We start from the raw sequence: 23,903 nt of genomic DNA, 5'->3' as shown, positions 1-23,903 counted from the left end.
GATACGCGGGCCAGCGTATCCCTCTTCCACTTGGAGAACACAATGAACAACAATGTGTTGCCGCGTTTCATCCCGCGCGCACTTGCAGCGGGTTGCCTGCTTGCCGTGGCGAGCGTGTCTCAGGGCGCCGGCGTCTATGCGCCCTACGTCGACGTGACGCTCTACCCGACGCCGCTCGTCGACCAGATCGGCGTCCGGCAAGGCATCCAGCAGTTCACGCTCGCGTTCGTGGTCGCGGGCAACGGCTGTGTGCCGTCATGGGGCGGCGTGCAGCCGATCGGCAACGGCGCGAGCGGCGGCCTGCTGACCGCGCTGTCGACGTCGATCGCGAGCTATCGCGCGAAAGGCGGCGAAGTCGCCGTGTCGTTCGGCGGTGCGAACGGCACGCCGCTGATGCAGGCGTGCTCGACGGTCCCCGCGCTGGCGAGCGCGTACCAGACCGTGATTGACACGTACGGCCTCACGCACGTCGACTTCGACATCGAAGGTGCGTCGCAAACGGACACGGCCGCGGTCGCGCGCAACTTCCAGGCGGTCACGCAGCTGCAGGCGAGCTATGCGGCGAAAGGCAAGCCGCTGCACGTCACGCTGACGCTGCCGACGATGCCGACCGGGCTCACGCAGGACGGCCTGAACGTCGTCAACGCGGCGATCGCGAACAAGACCACATTCGATGCGGTGAACGTGATGGCGATGGACTACGGCCCCGCGAACCTCGACATGGGCGCGGCCGCGATCAGTGCCGCGCAGGCGCTCTACTCGCAGCTCGATACGGCTTTCAAGTCGGCCGGCCAGCCGAAGACGAATGCGCAGCTCTGGCAGATGGTCGGCGTCACGCCGATGATCGGCGTGAACGACGTGCAAGGCGAAACCTTCACGCTCGCGAATGCGCAAAGCGTGCTGAACGCGGCGGTCAGCAACGGCTACGGCTTCTTCGGCAACTGGTCGGTCGGCCGCGATCAGGCGTGCCCGTCGGGCGGCACGTATGCGTCGCCGACCTGCTCGGGCGTCGCGCAGCAGCCGTACGCGTTCGCGACGATCTTCAAGCGGCTCGACGGCAAGTGGGGCACGGGCGTCACGCAGGATCCGAACTACGGCGGCGGCTCGGACGGCGGCACGCCGCAACCGGGCGCGCCCTGGGCGGCCGGCCAGGTCTATACGGCCGGCGCGACGGTCACCTACCAGGGCACGACGTACCAGGCGCAATGGTGGACGCAGGGCGACGTGCCCGGCCAGGCCGCCGTGTGGAAAGTGGTCGGCGGCGGCACGCCCACGTGGTCGGCCACCACCGCGTATTCGGGCGGCACCTGCGTGATGTACCAGGGCGCGAAATACTGTGCGAAATGGTGGACGCAAGGCGACAACCCGAGTGCGGGCGGCGTGTGGGTGAAGTCGTGATGCGGCGCAGCGGCCGGCGCTAGGCGCGAGGCCTGCGCATCCGGGGCCGTTCACGGCGATCGCCCGCTACCGGATCGCCGGCGGACGGCCCGCTGGGCGGCGCGCCCTGCCCGCTTTCAGTCGCGCGCGTGCTCGGCCAGCAGCCTGGCCTTCGCGTCGACGAGCAGCGCCGCATGCGTGTCGCGATGCTGGCGAATCCGCTCGGTCGGCCCGACCACCGACAGCCCGTACCAGTCGCCGTCGAGCGTCAACGCAACCGCGATCGCCGACAGCTCGGGCGCGCTCTCGCCGAAGTTCTCGGCCCAGCCGAGTTCGCGAAACCGGGCGGTTTGCGCGACGAGCGCGGGTAGATCCGCCACCGTCGCATCGGTGAAGCGCTCGAACGGCAATTGCGCGCCGAGCGCCTGCTGCGCGTCGCCGGCCAGTTCCGCGAAGATCGCCTTGCCGATCGAGTTCGCATGCAGCGGGCGCAGTTCGCCCGGCGCGCGCGTATAGCGGATCGCCTGCTCCGACTCGACGACGTCGAGATACGTGACCGCCACACCCTGGATCTTGCCGAGCACGGCCGTCTCGCGGCTCGCGTCGCGCAGCGCGACGAGATGCGGATGGACGATGTCGACGACCGGGTCGGTCGCGTCGATCGCGGCGGCGATCGTCTGCAGGCGGCGCGTCGGGTAGTAGCCGCCGCGCTTGCGCACTTCGTACAGGTAGCCGCGGCTCACGAGCGTGCGCGCCATCGCGAGGCAGCTCGACGCCGGCACATTGAGCAGGCGCGCGAGTTCGGTGAGCGGCAGCGGCCGCCGTTCGGCGGCGAACAGCTCGAACAGGTCGAGCGTGCGGGCAACGAGTTTGACGTCCATGACGAGTGCTTGAATCGGAACGGGAAACCGCGCACCGGGCCGGCTGCCGGGTCGGACCGGTCAGTACGACTTCGGCAGCCCGAGCACCTTCTCCGCGATGTAGCACAGGATCAGTTGCGGACTCACGGGCGCGAGCCTCGGAATCATACACTCGCGCAGGTAGCGCTCGACATGGTATTCCTTCGCATAGCCCATCCCGCCGTGCGTCGCGACCGCCGTCTGGCACGCCTGGAACGCGGCTTCCGCGCCGAGGTACTTCGCGGCGTTGGCCTCGGCGCCGCACGACTGCCCCGCGTCGTAGCGCGTCGCCGCCTTCATCACCATCAGCCACGCGGCCTCGAGCTGCATCCACGCCTGCGCGAGCGGATGCTGGATCGACTGGTTCTGCCCGATCGGCCGGCCGAACACGACACGCTCGCACGCGTACTGCGTCGCGCGGCGCAGCGCGGCCTGCCCGAGCCCGATCGCCTCCGCGGCGATCAGGATCCGTTCGGGATTCAGCCCGTGCAGCAGGTAGCGGAAGCCGTCGCCTTCGTTACCGATCAGGTCGCCTTCCGGCACGCGCAGGTTGTCGATGAACAGCATGTTCGAATCGACCGCCTTGCGGCCCATCTTCTCGATCTCGCGCACCTCGACGCGCGAGCGGTCGAGGTCGGTATAGAACAGGCTCAGCCCGTCGGTCGGCTTCGCGACCTGGTCGAGCGGCGTCGTGCGCGCGATGATCAGCATCTTGTTCGCGACCTGCGCGGTCGAGATCCAGATCTTGCGCCCGCTCAGCACGTAATGGTCGCCGTCGCGGCGCGCCTGCGTGCTCAGGTGCGTGGTGTCGAGGCCCGCATCGGGTTCCGTCACCGCGAAGCACGCCTTGTCGCGCCCGGCGATCAGCGGCGGCAGGAAGCGCGCCTTCTGCGCGTCGGTGCCGAACACCTGCACCGGATTCAGCCCGAAGATGTTCATGTGGACGGCCGACGCGCCGGACAGGCCGGCGCCCGAGGCGCTGATCGTGCGCATCATCAGCGCGGCCTCGGTCATCCCGAGCCCGGCGCCGCCATGGGCCGGGTCCATCGCGATGCCGAGCCAGCCGGCCTCGGCGAGCGCCGCGTGGAAATCGGCCGGAAACCCGCCCGCGCGATCGCGTTCGAGCCAGTAATCGTCGCCGAAGCGCGCGCAGATTTTCTCGATCGCGCTTTCGATCGCGCGCTGGTCATCGGTCAGGTCGAACTGCATGGCATGCACTCCTGGAAAAGGCCAAGCGGCTACGCCGCTTTCAAGAAGGAAAACGCCCGGCGGCGTCGAGGCTTCCACTCCGACGCGCGTCCCCTTGCGGGATCGCCCGGCGGGTTGGCACGAAGCGGCAGGTCTCGCACGCTCACAACGGAAACACGCCCACGATCACGGCGGCGAACACCATCAGCACGGTGGCGGCGAACAGGAACGGAATCGTGAATTTCTGGTGCTCGGCCAGCTCGACGCCGGTCAGGCCGACGATCAGGAACGTCGCGGGGGTGAGCGGGCTCACCGGAAAGCCCGTCGTCATCTGGCCGAGCAGCGCGGCCTGCGCCATCTGGATCGGCGGCACGCCGAGCAGCTTCGCGCTTTCCGCGAGCACCGGCAGCACGCCGAAGTAGAACGAATCGGGGTCGAACAGCAGGCTGAGCGGCATCGACAGCAGCCCGAGCACGAACGGCATGTGGCGCGCATGCTCGACCGGCACGTGCGCGACGACCACGTCCGCCATCGCCTTCAGCATCCCGGTGCCGGACATGATGCCGGTGAACGCGCCGGCCGCGAGCAGCACGCTCGCCATCATCAGCGCGGCCTTGGCGTGCGCGTCGATCCGCTCGCGCTGGGCCTGCACGTCCGGGTAGTTGATCACGAGCGCGGCGACCGTGCCGAGCATGAACATCACCATCGGGTCGACGATGCCCGCCACGAGCGTGACGAGCACGACGAGCGTCAGCACGAGATTGATCCGGAAGCGCTCCGGCCGGCGCAATGCGCGCTCGTCGTCGGTCAGCGCCCGCGGCGCGATCGCGAGCGACGCCGCGCCGGCACGATCGAGCCCGAGCCGCTTCGCCTCGCGCACGCCGAGCACGTAGGCGGTGCCGAACACGAACACGAGCCCGACGATCTGCACCGGAATCATCGGCATGAAGATCGCCGAGCCGGGAATGTGCAGCGCCGCCGATGCGCGCAGCATCGGCCCGACCCACGGCAGGAAATTGACGCCGGCCGCCATCGACGCGACGCAGGCGAGGATGCGGCGATCCATCCCGAGCCGCGTATAGAGCGGCATCATCGCGGGCAGCGTGACGAGAAACGTGACGGCGCCCGAGCCGTCGAGATGGATCAGCAGCGCGAGCAGCGCCGAGCCCATCACGATACGCGGCGGATGGCAGCCGATCACGCGCAGCACGCCCGCGATGATCGGATCGAGCATCCCGGCGTCGGTGAGGATTCCGAAAAAAAGAATCGCAAAAACGAACATCCCGGCGATCGGGCCGATGTTCTGTACGCCGTGCACGATGAACTTGCCGGTCGCAAGCCCGAACCCGGCCGCGAGCGACGCGGCCACCGGCACGACGATCAGCGCGACGAGCGGCGATAGCCGCTTCGTGATGATCAGGCCGAACAGCGCGACGATGGCGATCGCGCCGATCCATGCAAGCATGATGCGTCTCCTCTTCAGCCGGTGCGCGCGTCGTCGCCCGGCGTGGTGTTCGAGTGGCCGTGCGGCGCCGTCGGGCGCGCGACACGGCCGGCGGCCGCGATGCGGGTCAGTCCCGGCGTGTGTCGTGGTCGCGGTCTTCAGCGTTGGGCTCGGCGTCGGCAAACACCTGCGCCGCGTGCTCGTTCAGCGCGGGCGGCGGCCGCCGGTACGTGGCCGGCGTGCGGCCGAGCTTGATCGGCGACGCGATGCCGCGATGCCGGCCCAGCTCGACCTTCATCTGCCGATGCGCGACATGCGGATGGTCGAGCGCCGCATCGAGCCCGAGCACCGGCGCGCACGGCACGCCGCGCCGCATCAGTTGCTCGGCGAGCGCCGCGCCGTCGTGTCCGGCCAACGCCGTTTCGAGCAGCGTGCGCAGCGCGGCGCGGTTCGCGCTGCGCGCGCGGTTGTCCGCGAAACGCGGATCGTCGAGCCAGTCGCGCGTGCCGAGCACGTCGCACAAGCCCGCGAACTGCCCGTTGTTTCCGACCGCCAGAAAGATGTCGACGCTCGCCGTCGGAAAGCTGTCGTACGGCGTGATGTTCGGATGCGCGTTGCCGGTGCGCACGGGTGCTTTCCCAGAATGGAAGAAGTTCGGCGTATGCGGATGCAGGATCGACAGCGCGCAGTCGAACAGCGTCGATTCGACGAACTGGCCGCGGCCGCTCGTGTCGCGCTCGCGCAGCGCCATCAGCACGCCGAGCGCCGCGTTCAGCCCGGTGACGAGATCGACGATCGGCACGCCGACCCGCAGCGGCGCGCCGCCGGCTTCGCCATTGACGCTCATCAACCCCGCGAGGGCCTGCACGGCCGCGTCGTAGCCGGGCAGCCCGCCCAGCGGGCCGTCCGCGCCGAAGCCCGACACGCGGCAATGGACGAGGCGCGGAAACCGCGCATGCAGCGCGTCGAAGCCGAGCCCCCAGCGCTCCATCGTGCCGATCTTGAAGTTCTCGACGATCGCGTCCGCATGTTCGAGCAGGCCGAGCAGCCGCTCGCGGTCGGCCGGTTGCGTCAGGTCGAGCGCGATACCGAGCTTGTTGCGGTTCACGCCGAGGAAGTACGACGCGGTATCGCCGTCGAACGGCGGGCCCCAGGTGCGCGTCTCGTCGCCGGACGGCGGTTCGACCTTGATCACCTCCGCGCCGTGGTCGGCCAGGATCTGCGTCGCATACGGGCCACCCAGCACCCGCGACAGATCGATGATGCGCAATCCCGCCAGCGCGCCCTGCTGCTCGTGTTCCGCCATGCGTCCCGCTCCTGGTTCCGTTGATCGGCCTGCCGGTCCCGGTAGGCCGGCGCTTGGGCGCGGCCGTCCGGATTCGACGAATAATTCTTGTATGTGAATTTATATTCACACTCAGGAAATTCGTTGTCAACCCCGGCGGCACCCTGAGGCGAAGCGAAAGACGCCGCCGTGCGCAAGTCGGGGCGACACCGAACCCGGGCCGGTTGCGGTGGCATCCCGCCTTTCGTTAAGCTGGCGGGCAATCTTCATCTCAAAAAAATCGGACGGATCATTCATGAAACGGATGCTGCTGGCGGCCTTCATGCTGGCGTCGACGCTGGGCGTCGGACATGCGCAAACCCAGACGTTCCACTTCGGCGAAGGACAGACCGGGATGCCGGGGGGAGCGCCGCAGTCGTCCTCACCGACCGCCCGGCCCGCGCCCGCGCGCCGGCACGTCACGCCGCCGCCGTCCCACCATCGGCGGGCTGTTCACAAGCGCCGCCAGCCGCGTCACGTGAAGCCCGCGCGCAGCGGCATCTATACGCACGCGTGACTCGGCGTTTGCCCCGCGAAGGCGTGCATGGAACTGTCATGAACGGCCGCTAAGATCGGTACGGCGGCCTCTACGCCGTTGCGGCCGGCTGGCGGGTCGCGCGCCGCCGACATGCATTTCCTCCACGATTCAGCACCTGTTTGACCGAACATGCGTACCGGGCCGGACACTCTCGCCGTCATCAAGGAACGCGCCACGATCGTGTGCCGTCAGCGTAGCAGCGTGCTGCTGGTCGCCCGCACCGCATCGCGCTGGTCGCTGCCGGGCGGCACGATCCGGCGTGGCGAGACGCCGCTCGATGCTGCACTGCGGGAGCTTGCCGAGGAAACGCGGCTGGAGGGGCTCGCGCTCGACTACGCGGTGCAGTTCGGCGGGCTGACGAAGCTCCATCATGTGTTCGTGGCCGACGTGCCGGCACACCTGACGCCGCGCGCGAGCAACGAGATCGCCCGCTGCAAGTGGTTCACCGTCGACCGGCTCGACACGCTGCGTGCGAGCGTGCCGACGCGCAAGATCATCGAGCTGCTGCGTCTCGACTGTTTCTCGGCGATCGCAAGCGGCCGGCTGCGCTGACGTCGATAGCGCTCCCGCCGGTCATGCGCGCAGCAACGGGCCGGCCTTGCGTTCGAGCAACGTGACGAGTTCCGGCTGCATGTAGGCGTACCGGTCGGGAATATCGAGGCACACGATCTTCTTGTCCCGCAGATGCGCACCGAATTGCGCTGCCAGCCGCGCCTTGTGCGCACGCTCCATCACGAATACGACATCGGCCCAGTCGAGCTGCTCGGCGGACACGCGCGTGTCCGCATCGGGCGCGAGGCCCGCGGAGTCGGTTTCGACGCCCGGCCACGCGGCGAACACCGCTTCGGCCGTCGGGCTGCGCAGCCGGTTGCGGCTGCAGAGGAAGAGTGCCCGCGTCATGTCGCTTCGCGGTTGCCTGGCGCCTGCCTGCTCACCCTTGCGGAATCGTGCCCGGCCGGACGTACGCGAGCATGTGCGGCACGTAGTCGGCCTTGCCGAGTTCGACGCCGTGGTGGCGCAGGATTGCGTACGCGGTGATCGCGTGGAAATAGAACTGCGGCAGCGCCCAGTCGCGCGCGTACTGCTCGCCCGTCATGTCGAATGCGATCCCGTTCGGCATGTCGAGCGCGATCGGCCGCGCGGCACCGGCATCGAGCGCATCCGGCGCGAGGTCGCCGAGAAACGTGAGCGTGCCGGCGATGATCGCCTGCGCATCGGCGAGCGTGCCGGGCTGCGCATCCGCATGCCATCCCGCCTCGCGCAATGCGAGCAGTGCGGCCGGCAGCGGTTCGCCGCGCAGCCGATGGATGGGCTCCATCGCCTGGAAGCACGAGAAGCGCACCTGTGCCGCGAGCGGATACATGTCGGGCGCCAGCTTCAGCGACATCGCCGCGTCGGGCGCGTCGCCCGCGGCCTGGCGGTGTGCGGCAGCCTTGTCGAGCCACGCGGACTGCGCGCGCAGCATCTGGGAGAAGGTCGGAACGAGAAGTTGAGTCGGTGACACGCGTGCGCTCCTATGCTGTGTTGTGGTTTGCGCCACGATAGCAGCGTAGGGACAAACCTGCATCCTCGCAGCAGCGATGCGCGCGATTGAATGCGGATTCGGTGATATAGCGCATGGCGCGCAGGTGTCGCCCCGCGCAGGGCGATCACGACACGCGGCGGCCGCGACACAACCTCAAGGCTTGCCCTGTCGCGCCAGGAACCGGTCGAACTGCGCGGCAAACGCCTTGCCGTCGCGTGCGCTGAACGGCGCCGGCCCGCCCGTGTCGATGCCCGCGCTGCGCAACTGATCCATCATCGCGCGCGTCGACAGGCGTTCCTCGATGTTCTCGCGGCTGAACCAGTTGCCGCGCGGGTCGAGCGCATGCGCGCCCTTGTCGAGCACGGCGGCGGCGTGCGCAGAAACTGGTTCGCGACCAGCGTCACGCAGATTTCGGCACGACGCGCGGCGCGAAACAGCATGTCCTTGATGACGGCGGGACACGCGTCGGCATCGACCAGTACTTGCATGGCGGGTTGTTCCAATGGGTTGAAGCAGAAACGGCGATCATAGCGTACCGCCGGCCGGCCATCAGCCGGCGCGGCCCGTGCACAGCGCGTCGGCCGTCACCCACTGCGCGCCCCACGCCGCGGCCAGCCGCGCGCCCTGCCCGATCCGCACGGCCGCATCGTCGAAGTCGACGAACACGACGTGATCGGCCGCCGCGGGTTTCGCGGGCGTCTCGCGCGTGCGGCCGTCGGACAGCACCCACAGCCAGCGCTGCTTGGCCGGCGCGCGCCGCGCCGCGCGTGCGAGCATTTGCGCGGCGGCCGCGATGCCGTCCGCGAGCGGCGTGCCGCCGCCGCCTTCGACCGGTTCGAGCCAGCGCGCATTCCACCAGCGCGGCACGGCCGGGCCGAAGCGGCGCACGGCGCCATGGCCGCCGAAACAGATCAGCGCGGTTTCGACACGGTCGCGCGCGGCCTGGTCGAAATACGCGACGATCAGCCCCTTCGCCAGTGCGAGCCGCTCGTGCGACAGCATCGACGCCGAGCAGTCGAGCACGAAGCAATGCAGTGCGTGCGGCGTGCCGGCGCGTTGGCGAAAGCGCAGATGGTCGCGCTGCAGCGGGCCGCCGCGCTTCGCGGCGAGCGTCGCCGGCCACGCCACGGCCGTGCCGGCGCGCACCGTGCCCGGCACGCGCGCGGCTGCGCCTGATTGCCATCGAGGACCGCGAACAGTGTTCGCGGCGGCGCCGGCTCGATGGCTCAGCGTTTTTTTAGCGGCAGCGGCACCACGCCTTTCACGTCGCGCAGCCCGGCCGGCTCGGGCGGCAGGTAGCCCCAGTCGCCCTGGGATGCCGTGGCGTCGTTCTTCGTCACATCGGACGAATCGTCGGGGCGACCGCGCGTGTCAGGCGCATTGGGCGCAGAGCGACCGTCGCGTTCGTCGTTGGGTTGCTGCGCGCCGGACGACGGCGGCGGCCCCGCGTGGCGCCGATGCCGCAGCACCGCGTCGGCCACCCGCTCGACATGCGACACCGTCACCGCGTCGGCGTGCTCCAGCGCGGCGAGCGCACGCGCCGCGCGCAGCATCACGAGATCGGCGCGCAGCCCGTCGACGGCCGCGTCGATGCACAGCGCGCTGACGCGCGCATGAACCGTATCGTCGAAATCGAGCGCCGCGAGCCGTGCGCGTGCCGCGTGAATCCGGTCGCCGAGTGCGCGTTGCGCGGATGCATGACGTGCGCGGAATGCATCGGAATCAAGATCGAATGCAAGCCGCGCCTTCACGATCCGCTCGCGCTGCGCGGCGTCGAAGCAGTTCTCCAGCTCGACCATCAACCCGAAGCGGTCGAGCAGTTGCGGACGCAGCTCGCCCTCCTCCGGATTCATCGTACCGATCAGCACGAAGCGCGCATCGTGCGCGTGCGACACGCCATCGCGCTCGACGATGTTCACGCCGCTCGCGGCGACGTCGAGCAGCGTGTCGACGAGCCCGTCGGCGAGCAGGTTCACTTCGTCGACGTACAGCACGCCGAGATGCGCCCGCGCGAGCAGGCCCGGCCGGAAGCGCACGCCGTTTTCAGCGAGTGCATGCGCGAGATCGAGCGTACCCGTCACCTGCTCGTCGCTCGCCGACAGCGGCAGCGTGACGAACTGCCCTTCGGGCAACAGCTCCGCCAGGCCGCGCGCCGCGGTCGATTTCGCGGTGCCGCGCGGCCCGCTCACGAGCACGCCGCCGAGCGACGGGTCGATCGCGGCGAGCAGCAGCGCCTGCTGCAATGCGTCCTGCGCGACGAGCGCCGCAAACGGAAAAACCGCGCGGGCGCGGTGCGTCGTCGGATCGGTCATCGCCGTCCCCCTTCCTGGAGTTGTTCGCTCGCGAGCCAGACCGCTTCGATCCGTTCGCGATAGTCGCCCGACTGCTGCCACAGGCCGCGCTGCATCGCCTCGACGAAGCGTTCGCAGATGCCGTGCAGCGCCTTCGGATTGTGCCGTTCGAGGAACGCGCGGGTGGCGTCGTCGAACAGGTACGCGTCGGCGACGAGCGCGTATTGATGGTCGGACAGCACGCGCGCGGTCGCGTCATAGCCGTACAGGTAGTCGACCGTCGCGGCCAGCTCGGCCGCGCCCTTGTAGCCATGACGCTTCACGCCGTCGAGCCATTTCGGGTTGACGACGCGCGAGCGGATCACGCGCGCGATTTCCTCGCGCAGCGTGCGCATCTTCGGCGCGGCCGGGTTCGCATGGTCGCCGTGGTAGATGCTCGGCTGCTGCCCCGAAAGGTGCCGCACGGCCGCCGTCATCCCGCCCTGGAACTGGTAGTAGTCGTTCGAATCGAGGATGTCGTGCTCGCGGCTGTCCTGGTTCTGTACGACGACATCGATCGTCGCGAGCCGCTCGCCGAACACGTCGGCCGCCGCATCGCCCGCGCTGTTCTGTGCGTACGCATGGCCGCCCCACTGGCGGTAGGCATCGGCGAGATCGGCGTCGGTCTGCCAGCGGCGCTGGTCGATCAGGTCCTGCAGGCCCGCGCCGTAGCTGCCCGGCCGCGCGCCGAATACGCGCCAGCCGGCGCGGCGTCGCGCTTCGTCCGGCGCCACGCCCTGCGCGACCCATTTCTCGCGTTCGCGCTCGATGCGCGCGCGGACCGGGTTCAGTGCCTCGGGCTCGTCGAGCGCGGCCACCGCCTGCACGGCCGCGTCGAACAGGTGCATCAGGTTCGGGAACGCGTCGCGGAAGAAGCCCGACACGCGCAGCGTCACGTCGATGCGCGGCCGGTCGAAGATCTCGATCGGCAGGATCTCGAAGTCGGTCACGCGATGGCTGCCGTGCGCCCATTTCGGCCGCACGCCGAGCAGCGCGAACGCCTGCGCGATGTCGTCGCCGCCCGTGCGCATCGTCGCCGTGCCCCAGACGGACAGGCCGATCGCGCGCGGATAGTCGCCGTGATCCTGCAGATGGCGCTCGATCAGTTGCTGCGCGGATTTCAGGCCGAGCGACCACGCGGCCTGCGTCGGCACCGCGCGTGTATCGACCGAATAGAAATTGCGGCCGGTCGGCAGTACGTCCGGGCGGCCGCGCGACGGCGAGCCGCTCGGCCCCGGCGGCACGAAGCGGCCATCGAGCCCGCGCAGCAGCTGGCGCATTTCCTCGCCGCCGCACGCGTCGAGCGCGGGCAGCAGCGTCGCGCGGACTCGCGCGATCACGGCGAGCGTGTGCGGCCAGTCGCCGGGCGGTGTCGCGTCGTTGCCCGTTCCGCCGCCGTCCGCTGCGCACAGCCCGTCGAGCCATTGCTGCGCGAGCCGTTCAAGCCGCTCGCGCGTATCGCCCGCATGGCGCCACGGCGATGCATCGAGCGCCTGCAGGATCGCCGGTCGTGGGCCAACCCACGGCGCGGCCCAATCGGCCACGAGCGGATCGAAGTCGTCGCCGAGTGCGAGATCGCGCGCCAGCGCACCAATTAACCCGGCGCGCGCACCCTTGCCGTCGCCCACCGGAAAGCGCGCAAGCGCGAGCAGCGTATCGCGCCGCTGGCGCTCGGCCGGCGACACGCCGAACACGTGCAGCCCGTCGCGGATCTGCGCTTCCTTCAGTTCGCATAGCCACGCGTCGACGCGCGTGAGCAGCGCATCCTCGTCGCCCGTATCGCGCGGCGGCGACACGCTCAGTTCGTCGTGCAGCCGGTGCTCGGCGATCGTCGCGAGGATCGTCTTGCGCAGCAGCTTCGCGCGCCGCGCATCGACCATCAGTGCTTCGTAGTATTCGTCGACCTGCCGTTCGAGATCCTGCAGCGGGCCGTAGTTTTCCGCGCGCGTGAGCGGCGGCATCAGGTGATCGATGATCACGGCCTGCGCGCGGCGCTTCGCCTGGCTGCCCTCGCCCGGATCGTTGACGATGAACGGATACAGGTGCGGCAGCGGCCCGAGCGTCAGGTCCGGCCAGCACGCGTCGGACAGCGCGACGCTCTTGCCCGGCAGCCATTCGAGGTTGCCGTGCTTGCCGAGGTGGATGACCGCGTCGATGCGGTACGCATCGCGCAGCCAGAAATAGAACGCGAGATACGCGTGCGGCGGCACGAGATCCGCGTCGTGGTAACTCGCGTAGTCGTTCTCGCCGCGCGAGCGCGACGGCTGGATGCCGACGAACACGTTGCCCGCGCGCCAGCCGGCGATCGTGAAACGGCCTTGCCGCAGCGTCGGGTCGGCTTCGGGCGGGCCCCAGCGTTCGTTCAGCGCGTCGCGCACGGCCGTCGGCAGCCGCGCGAAACGCGCGACGTAGTCCGCCAGCGGGAAGCTCTGGAATGCGGGGCGCAACGCATGCACGGCCGCGTCGTTGGTCACGCCTTCGGTGAGCCGCGCGATCAGCGCGTCGCCGTCGGGCGGCAGGTCGGCCACCGCGTAGCCCGCGTCGCGCAGCGCCGCGAGCACGCGCAGCGCGGACGCCGGCGTATCGAGCCCGACCCCGTTGCCGATCCGCCCTTCGCTTTGCGGATAGTTCGCGAGAATCAGCGCGACGCGCTTGTCGGCGTTATCGAGCGTGCGCAGCCGGCACCAGCCGCGCGCAAGCGCCGCGACGAACGCGATCCGCTCGGCATCCGGCTGGTAGCGCACGACGTCGACCTCGGTGTGCGGGCAGCGGTACGCGAGCCCCTTGAAGCTCACCGCACGCGTGACGATGCGGCCGTCGACCTCGGGCAGCGCGATGTGCATCGCGATGTCGCGCGCATGCAGGCCCTGGTTGTCGGCCACCCACGCGTCGCGATTGCCTCCGGACAAGATCACCTGCAGTACCGGCGCGTCGCCGGCGAGCACGTCGTGCTCGGGGCTGTCGATCGCACCCGCCGCGAATGCGGTCGTGTTCAGCACGAGCGCGACGCCGTGCGTGTCGCAGAGCTGCGTGATGACTTCGCGGCTCACCGCGTCCTTCAGCGACGTGACCGCGATCGGCAGCGGATTCAGCCCTTCGACGATGAGCGCGTCGGCCAGCGCGTCGAACACGGCCGTGTTCGCGGCCTGCCAGTGCGCGCGATAGAACAGGATCGCGACGACGGGCGCGCCGGGCGTCCAGCGCGGCCGCCAGTCGTCGACGCTCGCGCGGTCGCGCGCCGGGTGATACAGCGCGGCGGCCGGCAGCGGGCGCGGCAATTCGGGTTCGTCGCCGAAGCCGAGCGTGTGGAAGGCGATGCTGCGCAGCAGCGCCTCGGCGTTGTGCACGCCGCCTTCACGCAGGTAGCGCCACCACAGCCGGCACAGGTCGGGCGCGACGGTGCTTTTCGCGACGAGGTTCGGGTCTTCCTGCAGGTCGCCCGAGAACATCGCGAGCGGCTGCCCGCGCTTCGACGCGAGCGACACGGCCTGCTCGATCCCGTACGGCCAGTACGCCTCGCCGCCGAGATGATCGATCACGACCGACTTCGCGTGCTGCAGCACGTCGTCTACATAGAAGTCGACCGACGCCGGCTGCCGCAGGAACGTGACGTTCGCGAGCCGCACGCTCGGGAAGCCGGCCGGCAGATGCGGCACGACGCTCGCGAGCAGCGACAGCGTCGTGTCGGCCGAGCTCAGGATCACGATGTCGGCCGGTTGCTGGTCGATCCGGACGACGCCCTGCGTATCGTCGACGAAACCGCCCGGCGTGGTGCGCAGCAGATGCATCGTGCGTTACGCCTGTTGCGGCTCGGCCGCGCACGCGGCATCGAACGCGCGTTGCAGCGCGGCCGCGTCGAGATCCTCGCCGATCAGCACGAAGCGGCTCGCGCGCGTTTCGCCGTCCTGCCAGCGACGGTCGAAATAGCTGTCGAAGCGGCGGCCGACGCCCTGGATCACGAGCCGCATCGGCGCGCCGGGCAGCGCGGCGAAGCCTTTTGCGCGGTAGATCGTGTGCGCTTCGACGACGCGCTGCAGCGCGGCGATCGTCGCTTCGCGCGTGCCGGCGTCGCCCGACACGACCACCGAGTCGAAATCGTCGTGATGGTGATCGTGATCGCCGTCGTCGGCCGAGCCGTGATGGTCGTGACGCAGGTGGATCGTTTCTTCGGATGCCGATTCGAGGCCGAGCAGCATCGCGAGATCGAGCTCGCCGCGCGTCGCGCGCACGATCTTCACCTGCGACGGGATTTCTTCGCGGATCGCGGTTTCGATCTGCGCGAACTCGGCGTCGCCGACGAGATCGGCCTTGTTCACGATCACGAGGTCGGCGGACGACAGCTGATCGGCGAACAGCTCGTGCAGCGGCGATTCGTGGTCGAGGTTCGGATCGGCGCGGCGCTGCGCGTCGACGGCCTGCGGGTTTTCCGCGAACTGGCCGCTGGCGGCCGCCGGCCCGTCGACCACGGTCACGACCGCATCGACCGTGAAGCTGTTGCGGATCGTCGGCCAGTTGAACGCCTGCACGAGCGGCTTCGGCAGCGCGAGGCCCGACGTCTCGATCAGCACGTGGTCGATGTCCGCACGGCGCTCGACGAGCGCTTCCATCACCGGATAGAACTCTTCCTGCACGGTGCAGCACAGGCAGCCGTTCGCGAGTTCGTACAGCTGGCCCGCCGCTTCGCCCTGCGCGCCGTCGGCATCCTCGCAGCCGATGCCGCAGCCCTTGAGGATTTCGCCGTCGATGCCGAGCTCGCCGAATTCGTTGACGATCACCGCGATGCGGCGGCCTTCGGCGTGCTGCAGGATGTGGCGCATCAGCGTCGTCTTGCCGCTGCCGAGAAAGCCCGTGACGATCGTGACGGGAAGCTTGCGTAGGGTCATGGTAGGTCCTGTGTCGAAAATGGAATCAGCCCGGGATCGTCGCGTCGAGGGCGGCGTGGCAGTTCATCGGGTGGATCGCGGGCATGCCGCCGCGCGATCCGCACGGACAGTCGCGGGACGGGCGGGACGACGAATCGGACATGGTGCTTCCTTGCGAACGGTCGACATCGTGAATGCCAACACGGCTGCCGCCGGCCCGCTCGCGCTGCCTGCCATTCGCCACGCCGGCCGGTGCGGGTTCGCGCGGGGACGGATCGGTGGAGGAAGCGGGCAATACGCGGGCGTCGGGCCGGCTGCGGCCGTGGACGATGCGCCGCCTCCCCGCGGCGCTGAACCCCAACGTTTCGGCCGGTATCCGGGCTGACGAACACGCCGCTTCGCCTTCCCGGATGCGCGGCATCCAGTGGCGGTCGTCCGCATGCGCGCGGCATGCGGCGAAGCGGCGTTGCGTGGCGCTTCTCGCGCGACGCGTTCGCTTACCGTTGCGGGGGCAGCACAGGTTGGCTCGACTGCGGCGCAGGCAGGCTCCCTGTTTCCCGTTTAACTGCGCGCACCGGAGCGGCGCGCGCGAGCACCAAAACGCGTGCGAGTGTAGGCGGCGGTGCGGGGAGCGTCAAGGCGGAGCGGGCCGCCGGGCCCGGTTCCGGATGGCCGCCGCGTGTGGCCGGAAGCCGTGCGCGGCGGTTCGCGCGGGGGAGTCGCTGTGCTATCGTAGCGCCGCGTTCGGTGCCCGCATGCGCATTCCGCGCGTGCAGTTAAACGGGAAACAGGAGGCGGACCCCCGCCCGGCCTGTGCTGTCCCCGCAACGGTACGCCGCCCGCGCGACGCGCTTCCCCGCGCACGCGCCCAGGCCGCCCACGATGCCACTGCCCGTCAGCCGGGCGGGAAGGCTGCGGCCTGGCAAGCGGCCAGCCCGGATACCGGCCGACGCAAGGGGCGAGCCCGACGCTTGCCGAACGCCCGATCCGCGGGGGACGGATGAGGTGCGCATTCCGCCCGCGTCCGCGCGGGCTTCGTTCGATCCGTCATGGCTTACCTGTCCGCTGGCCGCCGCCGTGCCGGCCGCCTGCCCTTTTCCACTGTGACGACACGGCGCGCGCCGTGCCGCGCCCGATGAGCCGCGCCTGGCTCGTCGGCGCCGGCCCCGGCGACGCCGACCTGCTGACGCTCAAGGCCGTCCACGCGATCGGCGCGGCGGACGTGCTGCTCGTCGACGATCTCGTGAATCCCGACGTGCTGCGCCATGCGCGCGCCGATGCGCACATCGAGCACGTCGGCAAGCGCGGCGGTCATGCGTCGACGCCGCAGGAGACGATCGTCGCCGCGATGCTCGCGCATCTGCGCGCGGGCCGCAGCGTCGCGCGGCTCAAGGGCGGCGATCCGTTCGTGTTCGGCCGCGGCGGCGAGGAGCTGGCCGCGCTCGGCGCGGCGGGATTCCCGGTCGAGGTCGTGAACGGCGTCACCGCGGGCATCGCCGCGCCGGCCGCAATCGGCATCCCGGTCACGCAGCGCGGCGACGCGCAGGGCGTGATCTTCGTCACGGGCCACGGCGCGGGTGCCGACGAACCCGACTGGCGCGCGCTCGCGGCCACGCGCATGACGATCGTCATCTACATGGGCATCCGCCGGCTCGACGCGATTGCCACCGCGCTGCGCGATGGCGGCCTGCCCGGCGCGACGCCGTGCGCGGCGATCGAGCATGCGACGCGCGCCGAACAGCGGCACGTGCTCGCGACGCTCGACACGCTCGTCGAACGCATCGGCACGACCGGCATCGGTTCGCCGGCGATCATCGTGATCGGCCGCGTCGCGGCGTTCGCCGACGATCCCGCGGTACGGGCCGCGCTCGGCGGCGGCGCATGATGCGTGTCGCACTCGGCATCGGTTTTCGTGCGGGCGTGACGGCCGCGCAACTCGATGCCGCGATCCGCGCGGCGCTGATGCCGTACCCGGCCGCCGAACCCGCGCTCGTGGCCACGCTCGCCGACAAGGCGTGTGCCCGCGCGCTGCGCACGCTCTGCGCGCGACGCGGCTGGCCGCTCGTCGCGTTTGACGTGGCGCAACTCGCGAGCCGCCCGGAACTGGCCGCGAGCGGCCCGTCGGCTGCCGCGCTCGCCCGCTTCGGCGTCGCGGGCGTGGCCGAGCCGTGCGCGCAGCTCGCGGCGCCGCGCGGCCGGCTGCTGGGCCCCAAATCCATCCGGGACGGCGTGACGGTCGCACTCGCCGGCCCGCTCTGAACCTTTTGTTTCGCTTTCTTTCGACAGGACGAATCCGATGAAAACCGACGCTGAATCCCATCAACGGATGACCGAACGCCGCCGTGCCGGCCACGAGAAGAAGCAGGCCGCCGCCGTCAACGAAAAGGGCCTGCTGATCGTCAACACCGGCAACGGCAAAGGCAAGAGCACGGCCGCGTTCGGCATGGCCGTGCGCGTGCTCGGCCACGGCATGCGGCTCGGTGTCGTGCAGTTCATCAAGGGCGCGCTGCACACGTCCGAGCGCGACTTCCTCGGCGCGGTGGCCGAATGCGACTTCGTGACGATGGGCGACGGCTATACGTGGAACACGCAGAACCGCGACGCCGACATCGCGACCGCGCGCAAGGGCTGGGACGAGGCGCGCCGGATGATCGAGAGCGGCGATTACCGGATGGTGATCCTCGACGAGCTGAACACGGTGCTGAAGTACGAATACCTGCCGCTCGACGAAGTGCTCGCGACGCTGACTGCGCGGCCCGAGTCGGTGCACGTCGTCGTGACCGGGCGGCATGCGCCCGATGCGCTGATCGACGCGGCCGACCTCGTCACCGAAATGCGGCTCGTCAAGCATCCGTACAAGGAGCAAGGCGTGAAGGCGCAGCGCGGCGTGGAGTTCTGAGCATGCCTGCCTGCCCCGCGTTGTTCGTCAGTGCGCCCGCGTCGGGCCAGGGCAAGACGTCGGTGACGGCCGGCCTCGCGCGGCTGCACCGCCGGCTCGGCCGGCGCGTGCGCGTGTTCAAGACCGGGCCCGATTTTCTCGATCCGATGCTGCTGGCGCGCGCGAGCGGCGCGCCCGTGCATGCGCTCGACCTCGGGATGGTCGGCGAGGCCGGCTGCCGCGCGTTGTTGGCCGACGCCGCGCGCGACGCGGACCTGATCCTGATCGAAGGCGTGATGGGGCTGTTCGACGGCACGCCGAGCAGCGCCGACCTCGCGGCCGCGTTCGGCGTGCCGGTCGTCGCGGTGATTTCGGCGAAGTCGATGGCGCAGACCTTCGCGGCGATCGCGTTCGGGCTCGCGCGGTTCCGGCCGGGGCTGCCGTTTCACGGCGTGCTGGCCAACCGCGTCGGGTCGGCCCGGCATGCGGAACTGCTGCAACAGGCGTTGCCCGGCGACCTGCGCTGGCTCGGGCACGTGCCGGCCGATGCGGGCATCGCGCTGCCGGAGCGGCATCTCGGCCTGCATCAGCCGGGCGACATCGACGATCTCGACGCGCGGCTCGATCGCGCGGCCGACGTGCTCGCGCAAACGGCGCTTGCCGAGTTGCCGCCGGCTGTGGCGTTCGCGGAACCGGACGCCACGGCGCCGCTGCCACGTGCGCTCGCCGGCAAGCGGATCGCGGTGGCGCGCGATGCGGCTTTTTCGTTCACTTATCCGGCGAATCTCGCGTTGCTCGACACGCTCGGTGCGCAGGTGCGATTCTTTTCGCCGCTCGCCGACGAACCCGTGCCGGACGACTGCGACGCACTGTTCCTGCCGGGCGGCTATCCGGAATTGCATGCGGCGGCACTCGCGGCGAATGCCGCGACCGCGCGGTCGATTCGTGCGCACGCAGCGGCCGGCCGGCCGATCGTCGCGGAATGCGGGGGGATGGTGTATCTGTGTGAATCGCTGACCGATGTGGACGGCGTGACGACGCCGATGCTTGGGCTGTTGCCGGGGCACGCGACGATGCAGCGCCGGTTCGCGGCGCTCGGCATGCAGCAGCTCGACACGCGCAGCGGGACGATGCGGGGGCATACGTTCCATTATTCGCGGCTCGCGACGCCGCTGGAACCGGTCGCGCATGCCGCGCGTCCCGATGGCGCGCCGGGCTACGGCGAAGCCGTCTATTGTCGCGATGCGATCGTCGCGACGTACATGCACATGTACTGGCCGTCGAATCCGGATGCGGTCGTGGCGTTGTTCAGCGGGGAAGCGTTCTAGATTCGGGATCGCACGAGTCATACCGGGATTGCATGCCCCGTCGCAACGATCACACGCCTGCCTTGTGCGATTACAAATGTTGTTCGATGTCCATGCGTTGATGCAGGACCCGAATCACATCGATCGTGTATTCCGTTTCACGATAGAACACGACGTGGGAGCCCACGGCGTACCGGAAATATCCATCGCGAACAATGCAAGTCCGGCCGACCTTTTCACCGCGCGCCAGCGCTTCCATGGTTCCGATCAGATCGCGATGGTAAAGGTCGGCTTGCTTGAGTGACCAACGCCCGACGGTATAGCGCCAAATGTCTTCGAGATCGAGTTCGGCCAGCGGTGTGAGCTGAAGCTGTCTGCCTTTAACCGCCATGCGTCGCCCGCATCCGGGCCAGGAAGGCCTCGTTGTCGAATGGTTGGGGTGTTCCCGATGCCTCACCAGCCTTCAACGCTTCCTGCAATGCGCGCACCTGCGTTTCATGTGATTCGAGAAGTCGCAAGCCAGCTCGTACGACATCGCTCGCGGAACTGTATCGTCCCGACTGGACTTGAGCGTCGACGAATTCGGCAAAGTGGTCGCCCAGGGAAACGGATGTGTTTCGCGACATGAGTCACCTCCTGTTTCAATGCGACCATCATATACCAAAGTTTGGTACTTCAGGCGCTCGGCCGCTGCGGCAACGTTGCCGAAGTCCAGCCTCGCGCCGCCTGTGCCGTTCCCTGATCACACCAGGAACGTCTCCGCCAGCTTCACCCAGTACGACGCGCCAGTCGGTAGCGCCGCGTCGTTGAAGTCGTAGCCGGGGTTGTGCACCATGCAGCCGCCCTCCCCGTCGCCGTTACCGATGATCAGGTAGCAGCCCGGCCGCTTCTCGAGCAGGAACGCGAAATCCTCGCTGCCGGTGAGCGGCACCATCCCGTCGATCAGGTTCGCATCGCCCACCCACTCGCGGGCGACGTTGCGCGCGAACGCGGTCATTTCCGCATCGTTGACGAGCACCGGGTAGCGGCGCTGGTAGTCGATCGTCGCGGTCGCGCCGAACACGGCCGCCTGCGCATGCACGACTTCCTTGATGCGCGTCTCGAGCAGGTCGCGCACCTCCGGCTTCAGCGCGCGCACCGACAGGCGCATCTGCGCGCGATCGGGAATCACGTTCGGCGCTTCGCCCGCGTGGATCGCGCCGACCGTGACGATCGCCATGTCGAGCGGCGACACGTTGCGCGACACGATCGTCTGCAGCGCAATGACGATCTGCGCGCAGACGACCACCGAATCGACCGCCTTGTGCGGCACCGCGCCGTGGCCGCCCCGGCCCTGCACGTCGACGATCACCGTATCCGACGACGCCATGAACGACCCCGGCAGGAAGCCGAACTTGCCCGTCGGGAAACCGGGCATGTTGTGCATCGCGAAGATCGCGTCGCACGGGAATAGCTCGAACAGCCCTTCGTCGAGCATCTTCTTCGCGCCGCCGAGCCCTTCCTCGGCCGGCTGGAAAATCAGGTTCAGCGTGCCGGAGAAACGGCGCTCGCGCGCCAGATGCTTCGCGGCCGCGAGCAGCATCGCCGTGTGGCCGTCGTGGCCGCATGCGTGCATCTTGCCGGCGATCCTGCTCTCGTACGGCAGGCCCGTGGCCTCGTGGATCGGCAGTGCGTCCATGTCGGCGCGCAGGCCGAGACGCTGGGCGCCGCTGCCGACCTTCAACTGCGCGACGACGCCCGTGCCGCCCAGCCCGCGATGCACCGTGTAGCCCCACGACTGCAGTTGCTCCGCGACGAGGTCGCTCGTCGCGAATTCCTCGAAACCGAGCTCGGGGTGGGCGTGGATGCGGTGCCGGATCTCGATCATTTCGTCGGCGAGGCTTGCGGGAATCACGCTGTGCGTCACGGTGTCGTCTCCTGTCCTGTGGGGAATATGCAGGCAAGGATAGTGGGTTCGACGGCAACCGGGCAGATGGAAAGTCGTCGCGGTAGCAACCGGCAGTTGCCATATTCGGCATGATGCGCGGCACGCGCAAGCCGGCCGTCCGGACGACTGCCGCGCGGAAGCCGAACGCGCAAAACTGTGTGCCACCCATCGATTTCTTGCGCATGAGGGCCCCGGTGACTATCGTTCAGAATCAAAAAATAGTTCCGATACATCAATATCTTGGGAATTCTTGTTCACTTTTTGACGCTTGTACATTTTTTGTGTACGCTGATAAAAAGGTGAACAAGCGATTCCCTTTGATGCCCGTGAACACTTCCCTCCCCGTGTCGGAACAGCACGTGCTCGACGAAGCCTGCGCCGCGTTCGAAAGCGCGACCCGGCGCTTTCGTGCCCGGCCCGTGCGTGTGCCGGCCGCCTGCGAGGCGCGCGCCGACGCCATGATCCGCTTCGACGTTGCCGAGCAGGCATTCGAGATGCCGGTCGTCATCAGCCTGCGCGTCGAATCGCTGGCGGGCGCACTCGCGGAATTGCGCCGCCGCGGCGACACCGCAGCGCCCGGCGAACGGCCGCTGATGCTGGTCGCACCGTATCTTTCGGCGGAACTGGCCGCCGGCCTGACCGACCAGGGCATCCCGTTTCTCGATACCGCCGGCAACGCATGCCTGATCGAACCGGGGGCGACCGTGATGATCGCGGGCCGGCCGAAGCCCGCACGCACACCGCGCCGACAGGCGTCGCGCGCGACGACGCCGAAGGGGCTGGCCGTGATGTTCGCACTCGCGACACAGCCGGGCCTGGTCGCGCAACCGTATCGGGCGATCGCCGCTGCATCGGACGTCGCACTCGGTACGGTCAATCTCGCGATGGACGACCTGATCGCGCGTGGCCTCGTCGGGCAACGCCGCAACGGCGAGCGCCTGATGCCCGACTGGCCGCGCTTCGTGCACGAATGGGTCGCGCTCTATCCGAGCCGCTTGCGCGCGAAACTGCCGAGCCGCCGGTTTGCCAGCCTCGCGCCCGACTGGTGGCGCGGCGTAGATTTCGCGGCATTCGATGCGCGATTCGGCGGCGAGCCGGCAGCCGACCTGCTGACGCACGGCCTGAAACCCGCCTCGATCACCGTCTATACGCACGGCACCGCGTCGAACCGGCTGCTGCTTCAGGGCCGCCTGCGTCCGGACGAGCGCGGCGATGTCGAGATCGTCGAAGCGTTCTGGCCGCGGTCCGCGGAGCTTGCCTGGCGCGAGCAGGAAGTACCGGTCGTACCGCCGCTGCTGATCTACGCGGATCTCGTCGCGTCCGGCGACAGCCGCAATCTTTCCATCGCCGATCGCATCCATGACCGATACCTCGCCCAACCGCCCGCTTGAGGTCGACGCACGCCGGCCGCTGGAGCCCGCGGCGGTCGCGTTGCTGCAGGCCGTCGGCTCGGCCTGCGCGCGCCTCGACACGGCGTTCGTGGTCGCCGGCGCCACCGCGCGCGACATCCTGATGTGGCACGTGCACGGCATCCGGCCGGTGCGCGCGACGCGAGATGTCGACGTCGCAGTGTGCGCGGTGAGCTGGCCGTTTCACGCGCAACTCGTCGAGGCACTTGTCGCGACCGGGCAGCACGCGCGCACCGAAACAGCAGCAGAAACTGCTGTTCGACAGCGGCGCGCACGGTTTTCGTACGGAGCTGGATCTCGTGCCGTTCGGGCCGCTCGAAACGCCTCCGGGCGAAATCGCATGGCCGCCCGACGGTGAATTCGTGCTGAACGTGCTCGGGTTTCAGGAAGCCGTGGACACCGCACAGCCTGTGTCGATCGATGCGCGCACCGTGGTACCGGTGGCCAGCCTGCCGGCACTGGCGCTGCTGAAGCTGCTCGCCTGGAAGGACCTGCGTGCGCGCCAGAACAGCGATGCGTACGACCTGCTGTTCCTGCTGCGGAATTTTCACGACGCGGGCAATCGCGAACGTATCTGGGATGCCGCGCCGGACCTGCTCGAGATCCACGCGTTCCAGCCGGGACTCGCCGCTGCCGCGCTGCTCGCGCGAGAGGCGAAACGCATCGCTTCGCCGCAAACGCGTGACGCGATCCGTGCGCTGTTGTCGGACGAAGCAACTTATGCCGTGCTCGGCCAGGATCTGCTGGCACGTGCCTTTGCGCTGTTACCCGGTGAATTCAGCGATGACGCCGACCGCTATCTCGACGCATTCCGCAACGCCTTTCTCGCAGATGAACCCGCGTCGCGCGCTTGACGCGCCGATGCGCAACAGCCGAGCGATCGAACAGATCCCGA

At 69.2% G+C, this 23,903-nt stretch carries 21 protein-coding genes, 2 pseudogenes and 2 riboswitches; of the genes and pseudogenes, 9 read left to right on the top strand and 14 right to left on the bottom strand.

Translation table 11 applies throughout. From position 1 onward, the window contains the following. The first annotated feature begins 42 nt into the window (after positions 1 to 42). Complete coding sequence (locus CFB40_RS09090; protein WP_089431075.1) at positions 43 to 1,398, top strand: chitinase; 1,356 nt, start codon at positions 43 to 45, stop codon at positions 1,396 to 1,398. A gap of 116 nt (positions 1,399 to 1,514) precedes the next feature. On the opposite strand, the gene CFB40_RS09085 is transcribed toward CFB40_RS09090, so the two are convergent. From CFB40_RS09085 to CFB40_RS09070, 4 genes are all read right to left on the bottom strand, one after another. After that, the gene (locus CFB40_RS09085) at positions 1,515 to 2,258 is read right to left on the bottom strand and encodes an IclR family transcriptional regulator (RefSeq protein ID WP_089431074.1); all 744 of its coding nucleotides are present in this window, start codon (positions 2,256 to 2,258) and stop codon (positions 1,515 to 1,517) included. A gap of 60 nt (positions 2,259 to 2,318) precedes the next feature. Continuing rightward, positions 2,319 to 3,485 carry an acyl-CoA dehydrogenase family protein gene (locus CFB40_RS09080; protein ID WP_089431073.1) on the bottom strand — a complete coding sequence of 389 codons (1,167 nt, stop codon included), beginning with the start codon at positions 3,483 to 3,485 and terminating at the stop codon, positions 2,319 to 2,321. A 142-nt stretch (positions 3,486 to 3,627) separates the two neighbouring features. Next, positions 3,628 to 4,929 (bottom strand): CitMHS family transporter, encoded by a 1,302-nt coding sequence (locus CFB40_RS09075; protein WP_089425410.1) that lies wholly within the window; start codon positions 4,927 to 4,929, stop codon positions 3,628 to 3,630. 106 nt (positions 4,930 to 5,035) lie between these two features. Next, complete coding sequence (locus CFB40_RS09070; protein WP_089425409.1) at positions 5,036 to 6,214, bottom strand: CaiB/BaiF CoA transferase family protein; 1,179 nt, start codon at positions 6,212 to 6,214, stop codon at positions 5,036 to 5,038. A 274-nt stretch (positions 6,215 to 6,488) separates the two neighbouring features. Here CFB40_RS09070 and CFB40_RS09065 point away from each other — a divergent pair, with 274 nt between their 5' ends. Both CFB40_RS09065 and CFB40_RS09060 read left to right on the top strand, forming a co-directional pair. Further along, positions 6,489 to 6,749, top strand: a complete 261-nt coding sequence (locus tag CFB40_RS09065) for a hypothetical protein (protein ID WP_089425408.1) — start codon at positions 6,489 to 6,491, stop codon at positions 6,747 to 6,749. A gap of 150 nt (positions 6,750 to 6,899) precedes the next feature. Continuing rightward, a complete protein-coding gene (locus CFB40_RS09060; protein ID WP_089431072.1) occupies positions 6,900 to 7,322 on the top strand; it encodes an NUDIX hydrolase in 423 nt (140 codons plus the stop codon). A 21-nt stretch (positions 7,323 to 7,343) separates the two neighbouring features. Here CFB40_RS09060 and CFB40_RS09055 read toward each other — a convergent pair whose 3' ends face one another. The 7 genes and pseudogenes from CFB40_RS09055 to cobW all read right to left on the bottom strand — a co-directional run bounded on the left by CFB40_RS09055 (position 7,344) and on the right by cobW (position 15,508). Continuing rightward, on the bottom strand, positions 7,344 to 7,670 hold the full coding sequence (locus CFB40_RS09055) for a low molecular weight protein tyrosine phosphatase family protein (RefSeq protein WP_089431071.1): 327 nt from the start codon (positions 7,668 to 7,670) through the stop codon (positions 7,344 to 7,346). A 31-nt stretch (positions 7,671 to 7,701) separates the two neighbouring features. After that, positions 7,702 to 8,274 carry a DUF1993 domain-containing protein gene (locus CFB40_RS09050; protein ID WP_089431070.1) on the bottom strand — a complete coding sequence of 191 codons (573 nt, stop codon included), beginning with the start codon at positions 8,272 to 8,274 and terminating at the stop codon, positions 7,702 to 7,704. A gap of 174 nt (positions 8,275 to 8,448) precedes the next feature. Further along, positions 8,449 to 8,783: pseudogene (locus CFB40_RS09045) on the bottom strand (YaiI/YqxD family protein). A 61-nt stretch (positions 8,784 to 8,844) separates the two neighbouring features. Beyond that, a complete protein-coding gene (locus CFB40_RS09040) occupies positions 8,845 to 9,453 on the bottom strand; it encodes a vWA domain-containing protein (protein WP_089425403.1) in 609 nt (202 codons plus the stop codon). Positions 9,454 to 9,521: 68 nt separating this feature from the next. After that, complete coding sequence (locus CFB40_RS09035) at positions 9,522 to 10,607, bottom strand: ATP-binding protein (protein WP_089431069.1); 1,086 nt, start codon at positions 10,605 to 10,607, stop codon at positions 9,522 to 9,524. Then, positions 10,604 to 14,413 (bottom strand): cobaltochelatase subunit CobN, encoded by a 3,810-nt coding sequence (gene cobN, locus CFB40_RS09030; protein ID WP_089431068.1) that lies wholly within the window; start codon positions 14,411 to 14,413, stop codon positions 10,604 to 10,606. Before cobN ends, CFB40_RS09035 begins: the two co-directional genes overlap by 4 nt. A gap of 6 nt (positions 14,414 to 14,419) precedes the next feature. Continuing rightward, positions 14,420 to 15,508, bottom strand: coding sequence for a cobalamin biosynthesis protein CobW (gene cobW, locus CFB40_RS09025; protein ID WP_089431067.1), 1,089 nt, complete (start codon positions 15,506 to 15,508; stop codon positions 14,420 to 14,422). Between the two features lie 329 nt (positions 15,509 to 15,837). Further along, positions 15,838 to 16,102: riboswitch (cobalamin riboswitch) on the bottom strand. Between the two features lie 113 nt (positions 16,103 to 16,215). Beyond that, positions 16,216 to 16,452: riboswitch (cobalamin riboswitch) on the top strand. Positions 16,453 to 16,622: 170 nt separating this feature from the next. Here cobW and cobA point away from each other — a divergent pair. The 4 genes from cobA to CFB40_RS09005 are packed head-to-tail and all read left to right on the top strand — an operon-like array spanning position 16,623 to position 19,693. Then, complete coding sequence (cobA, locus tag CFB40_RS09020) at positions 16,623 to 17,372, top strand: uroporphyrinogen-III C-methyltransferase (RefSeq protein ID WP_089431066.1); 750 nt, start codon at positions 16,623 to 16,625, stop codon at positions 17,370 to 17,372. Further along, entirely contained in the window at positions 17,369 to 17,746 is a 378-nt protein-coding gene (locus tag CFB40_RS09015) for a cobalamin biosynthesis protein (RefSeq protein ID WP_089425398.1), read from the top strand. The genes cobA and CFB40_RS09015 overlap by 4 nt, the downstream gene beginning before the upstream one ends. 37 nt (positions 17,747 to 17,783) lie before the next feature. Then, complete coding sequence (gene cobO, locus CFB40_RS09010) at positions 17,784 to 18,386, top strand: cob(I)yrinic acid a,c-diamide adenosyltransferase (protein WP_089425397.1); 603 nt, start codon at positions 17,784 to 17,786, stop codon at positions 18,384 to 18,386. Positions 18,387 to 18,388: 2 nt separating this feature from the next. Then, positions 18,389 to 19,693, top strand: coding sequence for a cobyrinate a,c-diamide synthase (locus tag CFB40_RS09005; RefSeq protein WP_089431065.1), 1,305 nt, complete (start codon positions 18,389 to 18,391; stop codon positions 19,691 to 19,693). 70 nt (positions 19,694 to 19,763) lie between these two features. On the opposite strand, the gene CFB40_RS09000 is transcribed toward CFB40_RS09005, so the two are convergent. The 3 genes from CFB40_RS09000 to CFB40_RS08990 form a co-directional block, all read right to left on the bottom strand. Next, positions 19,764 to 20,063, bottom strand: coding sequence for a type II toxin-antitoxin system RelE/ParE family toxin (locus CFB40_RS09000; RefSeq protein ID WP_089425395.1), 300 nt, complete (start codon positions 20,061 to 20,063; stop codon positions 19,764 to 19,766). After that, positions 20,053 to 20,298 carry a type II toxin-antitoxin system ParD family antitoxin gene (locus tag CFB40_RS08995; RefSeq protein WP_089425394.1) on the bottom strand — a complete coding sequence of 82 codons (246 nt, stop codon included), beginning with the start codon at positions 20,296 to 20,298 and terminating at the stop codon, positions 20,053 to 20,055. Before CFB40_RS08995 ends, CFB40_RS09000 begins: the two co-directional genes overlap by 11 nt. 116 nt (positions 20,299 to 20,414) lie before the next feature. Continuing rightward, positions 20,415 to 21,578: a M20 aminoacylase family protein gene (locus CFB40_RS08990; protein ID WP_089425393.1), complete on the bottom strand. Its 1,164-nt coding sequence runs from the start codon at positions 21,576 to 21,578 to the stop codon at positions 20,415 to 20,417. A gap of 341 nt (positions 21,579 to 21,919) precedes the next feature. Between CFB40_RS08990 and CFB40_RS08985 the strand changes: the two genes are divergently transcribed. Continuing rightward, positions 21,920 to 22,990 (top strand): type IV toxin-antitoxin system AbiEi family antitoxin, encoded by a 1,071-nt coding sequence (locus CFB40_RS08985; RefSeq protein ID WP_089431064.1) that lies wholly within the window; start codon positions 21,920 to 21,922, stop codon positions 22,988 to 22,990. Further along, a pseudogene (locus CFB40_RS39485) lies at positions 22,959 to 23,862 on the top strand (nucleotidyl transferase AbiEii/AbiGii toxin family protein). The gene CFB40_RS08985 and the pseudogene CFB40_RS39485 overlap by 32 nt, the downstream one beginning before the upstream one ends. The last annotated feature ends 41 nt before the right edge of the window (positions 23,863 to 23,903 follow it).

The sequence above is a fragment of the Burkholderia sp. AU31652 genome, assembly GCF_002223155.1.
Classification (GTDB): Bacteria; Pseudomonadota; Gammaproteobacteria; order Burkholderiales; family Burkholderiaceae; genus Burkholderia.
This window is presented reverse-complemented; position numbering and strand designations above follow the sequence as displayed.

Coding starts and splice junctions, on each gene's coding strand:
- CFB40_RS09015 (WP_089425398.1), top strand. CDS start 17,369: ATGATGCGTGTCGCACTCGGCATCGGTTTTCGTGCGGGCGTGACGGCC.
- CFB40_RS08985 (WP_089431064.1), top strand. CDS start 21,920: ATGCCCGTGAACACTTCCCTCCCCGTGTCGGAACAGCACGTGCTCGAC.
- CFB40_RS09085 (WP_089431074.1), bottom strand. CDS start 2,258: ATGGACGTCAAACTCGTTGCCCGCACGCTCGACCTGTTCGAGCTGTTC.
- CFB40_RS09055 (WP_089431071.1), bottom strand. CDS start 7,670: ATGACGCGGGCACTCTTCCTCTGCAGCCGCAACCGGCTGCGCAGCCCG.
- CFB40_RS09060 (WP_089431072.1), top strand. CDS start 6,900: ATGCGTACCGGGCCGGACACTCTCGCCGTCATCAAGGAACGCGCCACG.
- cobA (WP_089431066.1), top strand. CDS start 16,623: ATGAGCCGCGCCTGGCTCGTCGGCGCCGGCCCCGGCGACGCCGACCTG.
- CFB40_RS09065 (WP_089425408.1), top strand. CDS start 6,489: ATGAAACGGATGCTGCTGGCGGCCTTCATGCTGGCGTCGACGCTGGGC.
- CFB40_RS09075 (WP_089425410.1), bottom strand. CDS start 4,929: ATGCTTGCATGGATCGGCGCGATCGCCATCGTCGCGCTGTTCGGCCTG.
- CFB40_RS08995 (WP_089425394.1), bottom strand. CDS start 20,298: ATGTCGCGAAACACATCCGTTTCCCTGGGCGACCACTTTGCCGAATTC.
- CFB40_RS09080 (WP_089431073.1), bottom strand. CDS start 3,485: ATGCAGTTCGACCTGACCGATGACCAGCGCGCGATCGAAAGCGCGATC.
- CFB40_RS09000 (WP_089425395.1), bottom strand. CDS start 20,063: ATGGCGGTTAAAGGCAGACAGCTTCAGCTCACACCGCTGGCCGAACTC.
- cobO (WP_089425397.1), top strand. CDS start 17,784: ATGAAAACCGACGCTGAATCCCATCAACGGATGACCGAACGCCGCCGT.
- cobW (WP_089431067.1), bottom strand. CDS start 15,508: ATGACCCTACGCAAGCTTCCCGTCACGATCGTCACGGGCTTTCTCGGC.
- cobN (WP_089431068.1), bottom strand. CDS start 14,413: ATGCATCTGCTGCGCACCACGCCGGGCGGTTTCGTCGACGATACGCAG.
- CFB40_RS09090 (WP_089431075.1), top strand. CDS start 43: ATGAACAACAATGTGTTGCCGCGTTTCATCCCGCGCGCACTTGCAGCG.
- CFB40_RS09070 (WP_089425409.1), bottom strand. CDS start 6,214: ATGGCGGAACACGAGCAGCAGGGCGCGCTGGCGGGATTGCGCATCATC.
- CFB40_RS09035 (WP_089431069.1), bottom strand. CDS start 10,607: ATGACCGATCCGACGACGCACCGCGCCCGCGCGGTTTTTCCGTTTGCG.
- CFB40_RS09005 (WP_089431065.1), top strand. CDS start 18,389: ATGCCTGCCTGCCCCGCGTTGTTCGTCAGTGCGCCCGCGTCGGGCCAG.